General features: G+C 55.6%; 9 protein-coding genes. 5 read left to right on the forward strand and 4 right to left on the reverse strand.

Annotated elements, in window-relative coordinates; genetic code table 11:
* The first annotated feature begins 16 nt into the window (after positions 1 to 16).
* A complete protein-coding gene (locus tag ACAW74_RS18560; RefSeq protein ID WP_370699714.1) occupies positions 17 to 715 on the forward strand; it encodes a DUF2461 domain-containing protein in 699 nt (232 codons plus the stop codon).
* 122 nt (positions 716 to 837) lie between these two features.
* On the opposite strand, the gene ACAW74_RS18565 is transcribed toward ACAW74_RS18560, so the two are convergent.
* Positions 838 to 3318 (reverse strand): PIG-L family deacetylase, encoded by a 2481-nt coding sequence (locus ACAW74_RS18565; protein WP_370699901.1) that lies wholly within the window; start codon positions 3316 to 3318, stop codon positions 838 to 840.
* Between the two features lie 159 nt (positions 3319 to 3477).
* Entirely contained in the window at positions 3478 to 4755 is a 1278-nt protein-coding gene (locus tag ACAW74_RS18570; protein WP_370699715.1) for an N-acetylmuramoyl-L-alanine amidase, read from the reverse strand.
* 170 nt (positions 4756 to 4925) lie between these two features.
* Here ACAW74_RS18570 and ACAW74_RS18575 point away from each other — a divergent pair, with 170 nt between their 5' ends.
* Together ACAW74_RS18575 and ACAW74_RS18580 are read left to right on the forward strand one after the other, a co-directional pair.
* Positions 4926 to 7628 (forward strand): sodium-translocating pyrophosphatase, encoded by a 2703-nt coding sequence (locus tag ACAW74_RS18575; protein WP_370699716.1) that lies wholly within the window; start codon positions 4926 to 4928, stop codon positions 7626 to 7628.
* A 264-nt stretch (positions 7629 to 7892) separates the two neighbouring features.
* Positions 7893 to 8342, forward strand: coding sequence for a hypothetical protein (locus ACAW74_RS18580; protein WP_370699717.1), 450 nt, complete (start codon positions 7893 to 7895; stop codon positions 8340 to 8342).
* 426 nt (positions 8343 to 8768) lie between these two features.
* On the opposite strand, the gene ACAW74_RS18585 is transcribed toward ACAW74_RS18580, so the two are convergent.
* Together ACAW74_RS18585 and ACAW74_RS18590 are read right to left on the reverse strand one after the other, a co-directional pair.
* Entirely contained in the window at positions 8769 to 9410 is a 642-nt protein-coding gene (locus ACAW74_RS18585) for a hypothetical protein (RefSeq protein WP_370699718.1), read from the reverse strand.
* A gap of 136 nt (positions 9411 to 9546) precedes the next feature.
* Positions 9547 to 9891, reverse strand: a complete 345-nt coding sequence (locus ACAW74_RS18590) for an ArsC family reductase (RefSeq protein WP_370699719.1) — start codon at positions 9889 to 9891, stop codon at positions 9547 to 9549.
* A 227-nt stretch (positions 9892 to 10118) separates the two neighbouring features.
* Here ACAW74_RS18590 and ACAW74_RS18595 point away from each other — a divergent pair, with 227 nt between their 5' ends.
* Together ACAW74_RS18595 and ACAW74_RS18600 are read left to right on the forward strand one after the other, a co-directional pair.
* The gene (locus ACAW74_RS18595) at positions 10119 to 10577 is read left to right on the forward strand and encodes a PadR family transcriptional regulator (RefSeq protein WP_370699720.1); all 459 of its coding nucleotides are present in this window, start codon (positions 10119 to 10121) and stop codon (positions 10575 to 10577) included.
* 14 nt (positions 10578 to 10591) lie between these two features.
* Positions 10592 to 13123, forward strand: coding sequence for a PspC domain-containing protein (locus ACAW74_RS18600; RefSeq protein ID WP_370699721.1), 2532 nt, complete (start codon positions 10592 to 10594; stop codon positions 13121 to 13123).
* Positions 13124 to 13198 lie beyond the last annotated feature (75 nt).

Here is a 13198-nt window from a genome sequence, read left to right on the forward strand (position 1 = left end):
GGCGTATTTTTGCCCGATGCGAACAGCGAACAACACCCCCACGGCCATTACGCCCCCCACGCTTACCTTCCTGACCGAACTGGTCCAAAACAACAATCGAGACTGGTTTCAGGCCAATCGGGCGCGCTACAACGCCGCCAAAGCCGAAGTTGAAGGACTTACCATCCGCCTGATTCAGGGCGTTTCGGCCTTTCAGCCCTTGCCCAATACCGCCCCCAAAGACTGTATCTTCCGGATCAACCGCGACATCCGGTTTTCGAAAGACAAGGCGCCCTACAAACCCAATTTTGCCATAGCCGTCGGGCCCGGTGGCCGGCATTCCGGGCAGATCGATTATTACCTGCACATTCAGCCGGGCAACGAGTCGTTTCTGGGGGCAGGGATGTGGCAGGCAACGCCCGCTCAACTGGCGCAGTTCAGGCAGGAGATCGACTACAATGTGGATTCGCTGAAACAGATCATTGACAATCCCACGTTCCGGGCGTATTTCCCCGATGTCTGGGGTGAAACCACCAAAACTGCCCCGAAAGGCTACTCGGCCGACCACCCCGACATTGACTTACTCAAGCGAAAACAGCTCTTTTTCATGCACCGCTACACCGACAAAGAAGTGCTAAAAGCCAATTTTGCTGACGAAGTGGTGCGTGGTTGCCAACTCATCAAACCCTACTGCGACTGGCTGAACGAGCTATTCGGTGAGGTGAGCGCCAGGTAAGGATTGTAGAAAGTTAGCTGTAACACAGAGATAGGCCGAGGGCCACCGAGATGCACAAAGAAGTCAGTTCTCAGTTCATCTCGGTGGCCCTCGGCCTATGTCTGTGTTATGGCTAACCAGGCTTATTTTTTCGCTCCTGCCGAAATCAGGTTGGCAAACAGGCGATAGGCACCGGGAACGCCGTTGGGCAATTGCCGGAAAAAGGCCAGCCCTGTGTAGATGAAATGGCCGCGGCCGTAGTTGGCGTAGATCAGGCTACCAAGTTTAGGCGATTCGCCGGCATCATTCATCGAGAAAAGCGATTCGTACGAGCGATCGTAATCCTGGGCGAAGTAGAGGCCACGTTCCTGAATCCAGCCTTTGAAATCGTCATCCGTGATTTTGTTCGGGCGATTGAGCAGCACGTGGCCGGGGTTGAGCATCGTTACGGCAGCATCTTCTTCGGCAACCCGGTCGCGGCCCACCGTAAACGGAAACGGCCCAATCTGATTAACCTTCAGGCCCGACTGCGTGACGCCACCGCCGCCGGGCGTGGCGTATTGCACCACCAACGTACCACCGCGCTGCACGTAGCTCATCAGCTTGTCCTGGTTGAACCGAAGCCGATCTTCAGTATTATAAGCCCGCACACCCACCACGATGGCGTCGAAGCGAGACAGATCTTTACTCAGTTCGGCTTCATCGAGCATGGTCACGGTACAGCCCATTTGCCGGAGGGCGGCCGGTACGTCGTCGCCAGCCCCCGCGATGTAGCCGATGTTTTTGGCTTTCACCACAATGTTGAGCCGCTCCACTTTGGCTTCGGCGGGCGGAAACAACGACTGCGGCGGAATGTGCGGATAACTGATGGTGCGGAGGCCGGTGGTGACCCGCCCGCCCGGCGTTTGTGCGCTCACCCGCAGCCGACCGTCGGGAGCCGTGCTGCTCATGGGCGTGAGCGAAAACGTGAAGCGTTGCTCCTGGTATTTGTCGGCGAGCGTAAAGGTTTCCGAATTGGGCGAAATGCGCCAGCCCGTGGGTACGTCGACCGATACCGTGCCGCTCACGTTGGGCCGGTTGGCTTTTACCAGCACCTCCACCGTTTTGGCCTGGTTATCGGCGAACGCATACACCCGTTCGGGCAGATTGATCGATACCACGGGGCGCACCTCAAATGAGCGGTACAGCTCACCCTCAACCGGGTCGGTGTATTTGTAGAGCCACGGGCGCGTGAACGTAAACGACAGACCTTCGATCTCCACCGTAAATTCGGCCGTAAGGGCAGGTGGGTTTTCGGGCAGGCCAATCAGCCGTTGATCGGTCACGTTAAACAGGCCCCGCTCGATGGGCTTTTCGAGCCAGTAGGGTTGTGAGGGCCGCAGGTTTGTGGGCAACTTGGCCGACATCGTAAACAGATGCTGTTCGTTGGCCTTCAACGGCATCGCCATGGCCGTGTCGCGGCCGATTTGTGGTAGACAGAGGCGCGTGAGTTTTACCGGAAAATTGGTACGGCCCAGGCCCGTCAGTCGAATGTCGATGGTGCCGCCGGGTGTGCCTACGTAGTCGAGAGGGAGCGCCTCAAACACCAGCCCGAGGCATTGCTGAAGGAGGGTCTCCACTTCCTGCCGTTTGGTACGGACATAGAGTTGAGTGGTATCGAGCTGGCTAATTTCGCGGTGGAGCGTTACGAGCGTCGGGACAATGCTCGTTGGCTGGGCGGGCACAAATTGCGAATTCAGCTGGTAGATCAGTTCCTGCACCCGCTCGGAGTTGGACACCCGGTTCCAACTCATATCGATGCCTTCCACAAGGTCGACCTGGGGTTTGTCGCCACCTTTCAGCAGCAGGTAATCCATACGAGCGCCCCGGTTGGCACCCACGCCAAAGCCCTGACTCTTGTGCTGACTCCGGCTTTCGGCCGCCAGTTCACCATACGATTTCCCCAACAGCGGATTGTACAGGCCTGTTTCGAGACCCAGCAACGTACCGCTTTCGCTCGGCTTCTCGTTCGACTGAAAGCGACCGGGCGTGAAGGCATTCCAGAAGAGCCGTTTGGCCTGCCAGGGTTTTATGTAGCGCAGTTGTTCGGGGTAAGCGCGGGGATCATTCGACAGCTTAAAAGCTTCTTCGGCCAGAAAACCCGACGCACTATGGTGGCCGTGACCGGCGCGGGGATCGGGCGGGAAGCGCGTGATGATCACATCGGGCCGGAACTTACGGATCAGCAGCACGATGTCGCTGAGCACCTGATCGCGCCCCCAGGTCTTCACGGCTTCGTCGGTCGATTTGGAAAAGCCAAAGTCGTAGGCGCGGGAAAACAACTGCTCGGGTCCGTCGATCCGGCGAGCAGCCAGCAATTCCTGGGTACGTATCACTCCGATGTTTTCGCCCTGTTCGGGGCCGATCAGGTTTTGGCCACCGTCGCCCCGGGTCAGCGACAGGTAGGCGGTGCGCAGGTTGCGCTCGTTGTGCAGGTACGTGAGCAGTAGGGTGTTTTCATCGTCGGGGTGGGCAGCGATGTACAGCACACTGCCCAGTACGGCCAGCCGTTTAATGCCTAGTTGAATGTCGCCGGGTGTGGCCGGGCGCGGCTTTCCGAACGGAACCTGCGCCCGAACAGCCATAGACAACGCAACGCACAAGCCAAGAATGGTGAGTATAGATCGCTTTTTCACAAAGTGGTCAGAACAGGGTTACAAGACAAATAAACGGGCTGTACAGTTGCAGCGCAATGTCGAGTAACAAAAAAGGGACATGGGCATCCAATTAGTCTACGCTTCGATTTAGTCGGTATCCGTGCGTAGTACTTTCCGGACAATCTGCTGGTTCCCATCGGTGCAGCGAAGCAGCCATACCGGCTGTTTGAGGCCCACCGGCAGCTCAACGCGCCAGCTACTGAGCGTCAGTTGGATAACCCGCCCTGCCCAACTCCGCCCCTGCCCGTCGATCCAGTCGAACCGGACCTGTTCGGGGGTCGTGGTCCGGTGCTGCACCGTTAGTGGCCCGTCGGCGGGGTTCGGGTAAACTACCCAATCGGCAGTAGGTTCGGTAGCCAGCGGCGTTACGCCCACCACCGATGTAAACGAACACAACTGCCCCACTGCCAGCCGCTCGGCCCCCAGCCGGGCATACAGGTTATTGCCGGGGCATTCGGTCGCGCAAACACCGTCGCGATGGCCCGCAATCCGATTCAGCACCTTGTTTGAGCTGGCGTGCAGTGCCTGCCCGACGGGTTCCAGCCCTTCTTTCCGCAGCTTCCAGCCAATCAGCCGGTCGATGGCCGCGAGCGCGGTATCGCTGGGTTGTACGTCGTTGTAATTACCAAGCATACAAATGCCCATCGTGCCGGTGTTGGTGCTGCAAAAATGAGCGCCCAGTACGTTATCACCATCCAGCACACCCTGCCCGTCGCGGCCCTCGTAGATCACCCCATCGCGGCCCAGCAGAAAGTTGTAGCCCACGTCGTTCCAGCCGTTCACGGTCGTGTGTTGCAGGTAAATGTTACGCACCTCTTCCAGGTAATTGGTCGCGGTGTTGCTGGTGGCGGAGTGGTGCACAATGACAAACTGCACCTTGTTCGGGGTTGGTGGTTCTTTGGGGGGGGCCAGCCCTTTTCGCCATACCGAGGCCGACACAACCGTCGGCTTATCGCAGTCGGCAGCACCCGCGCGGGCGGCACGTACCTGCGTCGCCACGTACCCGGCGGGCAGCGGCGGCACGTAGAGGGTGATTAATTCAGCCGATGGACAGGCGGTTTCGGTAGCCAGCAGGGTAACGTACCTGACGGGCTTCCGAAACACACACAGGCCCGATGTGGTGCCGACGTCGCTGTGCGGTTCGGGGCGAAGCAACAGCGTATCGCCATCGGCCAGTAAGTAGATTCCGGTGAGTGATTGACCGGCGGGCAGTTTTAGCAGCGCACTCGAATAAGGCTGATCAAAAAGCACCCGGACGGGCCGCTCGGTAACCAGCGAAACAGGCCATTTTGCCATTGACCGATGCGATTGCGCTTGTAACGAAGCAGGCCATATCAGCCACACAACCCAGATTAAGTTTTTCATAACTGATTGTGACCGTTTTAGGAGCAACAGCTCGACCGAATGGTCCTCCAGGCACGCCGAATTGTATTGAAAAGACGCAAAATAACCTCGTTAAAAGTCAAAACAAACATGGTTATGCAAGGGCAAATTCTATCTTTGCGACCAATCAAACAACCTTTTTTCCTTTTAGTATGCAGAATAGTCTTTACATCGTCCCCTTGCTCGGATTAGTGGGATTGGCGGTGATGATCGCCAAGTTTAGTTGGGTGAACCGACAGGAAGCCGGTGACGCCCGCATGCAGGAAATCGCTGGGTATATCGCCGACGGTGCCATCGCGTTCCTGAAAGCCGAGTGGCGGGTGCTAATCGTTTTCGGTCTGATCGTAGGCGTAGTACTGGCCTTTGCCGGTTCGCAGGTCGAAAATTCACACTGGACCATCGGAATCGCGTTTGCGGTCGGGGCATTCACCTCGGCGTTTGCGGGATACATCGGTATGAAAGTGGCTACCAAAGCCAACGTCCGCACGGCACACGCCGCCCGCACCAGCCTCACCCGCGCCCTCGACGTCTCGTTTACGGGCGGTTCGGTCATGGGTATCGGGGTAGCCGGCCTGGCCGTATTGGGCCTGAGTGTGCTGTTCATTATTCTTTATAACTACTTCGTGGCGGGCGTGGCCCCGGTTGACGGCGTCATGGCCGTTAATGGCGTTCCGATGGAAAAAGCCCTCGAAGTGCTGGCGGGTTTCTCGCTGGGTGCTGAGTCGATTGCCCTGTTTGCCCGCGTAGGTGGTGGTATCTACACCAAAGCGGCCGACGTGGGTGCCGACCTTGTGGGTAAGGTAGAAGCTGGCATTCCCGAAGATGACCCACGCAACCCTGCCACCATCGCCGATAACGTAGGCGACAACGTGGGTGACGTAGCTGGTATGGGTGCCGATTTGTTTGGTTCATACGTCGCTACGATTCTGGCGACAATGGTGCTCGGTCGCGAAATCATCGTTCCCAACGATTCGATTGTGGGGCATGCACCCATCGTGTTACCCGTGCTGATTGCCGGTATGGGGCTGATTTTCTCGATTCTAGCCTGCTACCTGGTACGCGTGAAAGACGATAACGGCAACGTGCAGGGTGCGCTGAACCTCGGCAACTGGGGGTCGATCATTCTGACGGTCGTGGCGTCGTATTTCCTCGTAAACGCCATCCTGCCCGATACAACCATGCAGATTCGCGGCGTAGAGTTTACCCGAAGCGATGTCTTCTACGCCATCCTGACGGGTCTGGCTGTGGGTGCGCTGATGTCGACGATCACCGAATACTACACGGCGATGGGCCGTCGGCCAGTATTGTCGATCATCCGGCAATCGGCCACGGGCGCAGCGACCAACATCATTGGTGGCTTATCGGTCGGTATGGAATCGACGGTGCTGCCCATCCTGGTGCTGGCGGCGGGTATCTATACGTCGTATCATTTCGCCGGTCTGTACGGTGTGGCGATTTCGGCCGCGGGGATGATGGCTACCACAGCCATGCAGCTCGCAATCGATGCCTTCGGCCCCATTGCCGATAACGCCGGTGGTATTGCCGAAATGAGCTATCTGCCCGAAGAGGTACGTGGCCGTACCGATATTCTGGACGCTGTGGGCAACACCACCGCCGCCACGGGTAAAGGCTTCGCCATTGCCTCGGCGGCCCTCACGGCGCTGGCCCTGTTTGCTGCCTTTGTGGGTATCTCAGGCATTTCGAGCATCGACATTTACAAAGCCGACGTGCTTTCAGGCCTGTTCGTAGGGGCCATGATTCCGTTCATTTTCTCATCGCTGGCCATTGCGGCGGTAGGTCGCGCGGCCATGTCGATGGTAGAAGAGGTACGTCGTCAGTTCCGCGAGATTCCGGGCATCATGGAAGGGACCGGTAAGCCTGAATACGAGAAATGCGTAGCCATCTCTACCCAGGCGTCGATTCGGGAGATGATTCTACCGGGTGCGATTGCTTTGTCGGTACCCATCATCATCGGGTTCATCTTTGGCCCCGAGGTACTTGGCGGTCTGCTGGCCGGTGTAACCGTGTCGGGTGTGTTGATGGGGATTTTCCAGAACAACGCCGGTGGTGCCTGGGATAACGCCAAGAAATCATTCGAGAAAGGGGTGCTGATCAACGGTGAGATGTTCTACAAGAAATCGGAGCCGCATAAGGCGTCGGTAACGGGCGATACCGTTGGTGATCCGTTTAAAGATACTTCAGGCCCGTCGATGAACATCCTCATCAAGCTGATGTCGATTGTGTCGCTGGTGATTGCCCCTTACATCGCTATCAAATCGAGCGATCAGGGTGCTCATGCCCGCGAGAACATTACGGCAGCGGGTGGGGTTGCGGGTGTTGATCTGGAAAAATCAACTGCCGCCGACAACGCCAACGTGGCCACCCCCAACCGAGAATTCACCCCAACGGATCTGACACTCGACGGCGGCACCTCGCTGAAAGGTGTCGATATCGACGGGATCGAAGCCAACCTGCTGAATTTCATTAAGTCGGACAAGGCCGTCGACAAAGACACCTGGTTCGATTTCGACCGGCTGACGTTTGAAACCGGCAGCGCCACGCTGAAGCCTGAGTCGCAGGAGCAGTTGAGCAACATCGCTGCCATTCTGAAGGCCTATCCGAATGTGAACATCAAATTGGGTGGCTACACGGATAACACTGGCGACGCCAACAAGAACCTGAAGCTGTCGAACGACCGCGCCGCCAGCGTGAAAGCCGAACTGGTGAAAATGGGTATCGCCGATAGCCGACTGGAATCGGAAGGCTACGGACAGGAACACCCCGTTGCCAGCAACGACACCGAAGATGGCCGCGCCCAAAACCGCCGCATCTCAATTCGCGTGACGAAGAAGTAACTAAGTTTTTTCTATAAAAGAAAAGCGCAAATTCATAATTGGATTTGCGCTTTTCTTTTATAGGACATAACATCTTGAACTAGTAATAATGTAACACAAAATAATTACTCAAAAAGTTATACATGAACATTATAAAGCAATGAATATATTTATTTTACTAGAACAAGTTTACTATATTTAAAAGCACTTTGAGGTGCATTAACAATGCGTAATCAGCACAAGTTACATAAAACATTCTTTCTGACTTAAAAACGTACCGCTACTATGACAGATCTATTCATTTCTTCTGAGATTGATGATGATTCGTGGGGAGATAATATCACACTAGGTGGTAAGGCCAAAGCTTTTCAATGGAAACTGGATGACACCTTTACGCTTCACATCAATCGACCGTTTGAAAATGGCAATATCAAATTTACTGCTGAACAGCTCGATCGAATTGCCGATTATGTGGCACAGAATTGTGAAGTAGCACTGGGGAATAGTGTATCGAAGCTAGCCGATGGGACGGAACGAGAAGGACTGGGTAAGTTCATGCATAATTCCATGGGCTTAACTATTACCGAGGCACAAACGTCCAGCCAACTAGCAGCATTATTTGTTCAAGCATGTATTTGGAAATGGAATGATCAAAAACGCGGGATGACGTTTCGAATCATTCGTACTAATTGGAGACAGGAACTTCGTAGATATTACGACCAAGCTACGAAATAATTCTTACCTACAATTTTCTACATTTTCGCCTTACTAATAAATGGCAATTTGTCACTTGGCTTAGTCATATATCACCGACCAGTTCCTGCAAGGAAGCTGGTCGGTTTGTTGTTTAGGCAGGAAGTGTATCATTTATTAATTTCAACCACAAACATCGCCCATTAATTAATTTCAGCAAACGTATCCGTATGCTTTATTTTTAGCGTACCAAATACCGACTTCGATTAAAACCTCTCTATTTTCTATCATGCTAAATGTCAGGAAGAAGATAATCAAGCAGATTTGAAGATCTCTACGTTGGATACGCCTCACATGGCAGCACCAAACCAGGCGCTTGATTAGAACTTGACGCAATGTTTCAGGAATTCAGGAGCAGCCTAGATGAATTACTTTTGACATTAGAGTTAATCTACATTCCGGACTCAATCATTCCCTCCTACTGCAAATAGCCAGCGCCTGCCATGCCTGCACTAATAGTTGCTCCACCTGTGTCCAGTCGGCCTCGGTAATGGTTTTGCCTTTTCGGTCTCGCAAGAGCATAGCCTCGGTACGTAGGCGACCATAGTCGGTACATTGCGCGACGGGTACGTGGTAAATTCCGGCCACGATTCGGGTTTGCAGGGCTGCCCATTCGTCGGGGGTGTATTGGTCCCGTTCACGCCGGATCACCCACCACTCCAGTTCATCGCGGGCGGCCTCAGGTACGTTCAGTGGCTGGTTACTCAACTTGGCGATAGCCCCATAAAACGCTTCCAGATCGGGAAGGGCGCGGGCATAATCGGGGCGACCCCGACCGTCTTTAAAAATAAACGCGGCTTTGGCAGCATGGCCCGCAATGACAAACGACCGCCAGAACGGCGCGCTCAATTGATGCCGACATAATTGCGCCGACTGCCAGAACAACGCCAGTGGCTTACGGTCGTAATAGGATCGCCACATGGCCGCATCGAGCCGGGCTACTTCAGCCGGATCGAATTGCCGCAGGTCGATCCGGCGAGGCCAGTAGAGGTCAACCAGAATCCAGCCGACAAACAGCACAGCCGTTACCCCAATCACCGTTCGTTTCATGAGAGTACAACCCCCTGTCTGTATAAATGTTAGCCAACGCTACAGCCTGTGCTAATCGAGTGTCGGAAAGATCAGAAGAGCAGTAGCCTTCCGAAAGTAAGCTTGTCTATACGTACCGGTCGCTGACGTACCTCAATCAGCGAAACGTCGCCTCGTAATTGTCGGATTTGAAGCCCAGCGCGACGATTCGGCCATCGGCCTCAATGAGCGGTCGGCGGATGACCGAGGGTTTTTCCAGCATTAGTGCGATGGCTCCTTCGGCGTCGGTTGGCTTGTCGGTGTCGGGTAGTTTCTTCCAGGTGGTGCCGGCACGGTTTACCAGCTCCTCCCAAGGGCGTTGCGTAAGCCAGTGGGTCAAGGTAGCCCGGTCGATACCCTGCTTTTTGTAATCGTGAAACTGGTAGCTAACCCCGTGTTCAGCCAACCACACACGGGCTTTCTTGACGGTATCACAGTTTGGAATGGCATAGAGTGTATACATACAGGTCCAGTTTTGGCGAAACGTTGCAAAGAAAGCAACACGGGCGGCTTGCTGGCTAACTCAACTATCGGATTCCAGACAGGGCCATCACGAAATTTACCACTCCTTTTATCCGACTATTCTACCATTCGTACCAGCCTGCGCAACTTTATAGGCAAGTACCTTGCATCACAAAGTACCTTAGCCTATGTTTGTATCATCCATTGACCGTTCTCCCACGTTGGCCTATGAATATCGAAAACGCGCAGGTTCAGATGCGAAAAGGCATCCTCGAATTCTGCATTCTCCACATCATATCGCGCGGCGAGATATATGCCTCCGATATGCTCGATGAACTAACTTCGGCCCGTATTATGGTGGTCGAAGGAACGCTCTATCCACTGCTCACGCGCCTGAAAAACGCCGGCCTGCTCGACTACAAGTGGGTCGAGTCGACGTCGGGGCCACCACGCAAATATTACATGCTGACCGAACTGGGCCGCAACTCGCTCGAAGCCCTGAACGAAACCTGGCAGGAACTCGCCGACTCGGTCCGGATGATCATCGACCATCGGAATGGCAACGGCCACGGAACGGGCAAAGCCTCGGCCCCCGTTCAGCCGGTTCCGGTAGCGCCCGCCCCAACGACGCCTGCTCCTACGCCTAATCTTGACATTGTGTTGCCTGAACCTAAACAGCCGCAGTAATCGCGTTCCAGACCATGAAAAAGACCATCAGCATCAACATCAGTGGGGTGATCTTCCACATCGAGGAAGACGGTTACGAAAAACTCAAACAGTACCTCACCTCCATTCAACAATACTTTTCGACCTACGAAGACAGTCAGGAGATTGTTACGGACATCGAAAACCGCATTGCCGAAAAACTCCTGGCGACCCTCAAAGGCGACGAAAAAACGCCAACCCGCCAGGCCGTTACGCTCGAGGATGTCAATGGCCTGATTGCCCGCATGGGTACGGTAGCCGACTTTGAAGCCGTCGAGAAGGAAGAAATTCTGGTAGCGGGTGGTACCCGGCAGAAAGCCGCCACCGGCAACGTACCTGCGATTGGCCAACCCGCTTTCGGTTCAGCCGGAGGCTCGTATGAGCGTCAACAGAGCACTCCGAAAAACCCAACGGCTCCGCGCGATCGTAAACTGACGCGCGATACTCGCCGGAAAACGCTGGGCGGGGTCGCTTCTGGCCTGGCGCACTATTTCCAGATCGACCCAGTCTGGGTGCGCGTGCTGCTGATCAGCATGGTCATCGGTTTCCCGGTTATCGGCGACGGCATGGGCGACGGACAGGGGTTCTTCAGCTCGCTGGGTGGCTTCACCGTGATCGCCTACATCCTGCTCTGGATCATTCTACCCGGCAGCAACGATTTACAGGAAGAAAAAGGCATCAAAAAGTTTTACCGCAACCCCGACAGCAAAGTGCTGGGTGGCGTAGCCTCAGGCCTGGCCGCGTATTTCGGTGTTGACACCAGCGTGATCCGTATTGCCCTTGTCGCCAGCGTGTTTGTCTTTGGCTTTGGCATACTAGCCTACATCGTGTTGTGGATGGTAGCCCCGGAAGCCCGCAGCGTCACCGAAAAAATGGAGATGATGGGCAAGCCCATTACACTCAGCAATATTGAAACCAGTGTCAAAAGCAATCTGAACGTTGCCCCTACGGCTCCCGAAAGCGGACTCACCCAGTTGCTGCTGTTTCCGTTCCGGGCCATCGCGGCCATCTTCGGGGCGCTGGGGCAGCTCTTCGGCAAAACGCTGGGCGGATTAGGCACCGTTCTCCGGGTCCTGTTTGGCCTGCTGTTGCTCGTCATCGGGTTTAGCTTTACCGTCGCCTGCCTCACGGTCTTCGGCGCTGGTCTCGGCATTCTGGCGGGCACCAGTTTTGGTGATAGCAACGGCATTCCCGTATCGATTCTGCGTGAAGACATCAGCATCCTGACCCTGATCGCCGGTTTCATTGTCGGCCTGTTGCCCAGCATTGCCATCATGCTCACCGGGCTGCTCGTGATCACTCGCCGGGCGCTGATCTCGGGCAACACGGTGCTCACGCTGTTTGGCGTTTGGGTCATCAGCGGGGTGATTCTGGCCACTACCGTTCCGCAGGTGGTAGGTGAATTCAGACGGTACGGCCGCGTTGAAACGACCACGGTGGTTACGCCGGCTGGCACGCCCACGTTCACGATGAACGAGCGCTACAACGACGGCGAACTGAATATCCGCCCGCATATCGAACTGGAAGGCTATAATGGCGCCGACATCAAAGTGGTCATGTTGGCATCGGCGCGGGGACGTACCCGAGAGGATGCGCAGGCCAACGCCCGGCAGATTCGCTACAAACCCGTGGTGAAAGATTCGACGGTCGACTTTGCCGAAGAGTTTGATCTGCCCGAAAACGCCCGCTTCCGGGATCAGGAGCTTCGCCTGACGGTGTATGTGCCCTTCAACAAGCCCTTCCGCATGACCGAAGATTTTGGCCGCTTTATCGACAATCGTTTCGACGATACCGAGCTCGACGGCATGCCCAACAACCTGTGGCAGTTTACCAGCCAGGGCCTCCAAGGCGTGGGTTTCGAACGTACCTACAATCGTGACGACAATGAGGGTAACGACCATGACGACGACATACTGAACGACGACGATGTGACGGTCGATACCGACGGCCCGCAAACCAAGACGCTGGACGTAGGTACGGTAGCACCCAAAGTGGTGTCGGTGTCGGGCAATTTCGGCGTCCGTTTCCAGAAAGGCACGCAGTTTAAAGTCGTGGCCGATGGCGAAGGCTTCGTGCTCGATCAGACAACGGCCACCAACGAAGACGGCACGCTGCGCGTCGAAAACCGCAACAACGACGGCAACGAGCGCCGGGTGGGCCTCACCATCACGCTGCCCTCGCTTGAGACGGTCCGGCTGTCGGGGAATTCCAACGCCCGCCTGACTGAGTTCGACAGTTTCACGGCCCTGACCGTCGATCTGTCGGGCAGCAGCGAACTGTTGCTCAAAGCGACCGTTGGCTCACTCACCACCGATCAGACCGGGGCAACGAAGCTCATCCTGCGTGGGAAAGCCGATCAGATGCAGGCAACCCTCTCGGGGGCCAGCCGCCTGAACGCCACGCAGATGCGCCTCCAGAAAGCCGATGTCAACGCCTCGGGTGCCGCCGCAGTCCGCCTGAGCGAAGTAACCAACCTGACCCAGAAAGCCAACGGCACCAGCCGAATCGAGCGCGAAACCGGGAAATAGGGGCTATCTTTACAGTATACAGTGGTCAGCCGTCAATCGACAGTTGCCTTGCCAGCCAACGTACCTGAGCAGCGC

This window comes from Fibrella musci, assembly GCF_041321105.1.
GTDB classification, from domain to species: Bacteria; Bacteroidota; Bacteroidia; order Cytophagales; family Spirosomataceae; genus Fibrella; species Fibrella musci.

Bases quoted from the DNA above. Each gene is read 5' to 3' on its own strand.
- ACAW74_RS18590 (WP_370699719.1), bottom strand. From the start codon at position 9,891: ATGTATACACTCTATGCCATTCCAAACTGTGATACCGTCAAGAAAGCC.
- ACAW74_RS18580 (WP_370699717.1), top strand. From the start codon at position 7,893: ATGACAGATCTATTCATTTCTTCTGAGATTGATGATGATTCGTGGGGA.
- ACAW74_RS18565 (WP_370699901.1), bottom strand. From the start codon at position 3,318: ATGGCTGTTCGGGCGCAGGTTCCGTTCGGAAAGCCGCGCCCGGCCACA.
- ACAW74_RS18560 (WP_370699714.1), top strand. From the start codon at position 17: ATGCGAACAGCGAACAACACCCCCACGGCCATTACGCCCCCCACGCTT.
- ACAW74_RS18595 (WP_370699720.1), top strand. From the start codon at position 10,119: ATGAATATCGAAAACGCGCAGGTTCAGATGCGAAAAGGCATCCTCGAA.
- ACAW74_RS18585 (WP_370699718.1), bottom strand. From the start codon at position 9,410: ATGAAACGAACGGTGATTGGGGTAACGGCTGTGCTGTTTGTCGGCTGG.
- ACAW74_RS18570 (WP_370699715.1), bottom strand. From the start codon at position 4,755: ATGAAAAACTTAATCTGGGTTGTGTGGCTGATATGGCCTGCTTCGTTA.
- ACAW74_RS18600 (WP_370699721.1), top strand. From the start codon at position 10,592: ATGAAAAAGACCATCAGCATCAACATCAGTGGGGTGATCTTCCACATC.
- ACAW74_RS18575 (WP_370699716.1), top strand. From the start codon at position 4,926: ATGCAGAATAGTCTTTACATCGTCCCCTTGCTCGGATTAGTGGGATTG.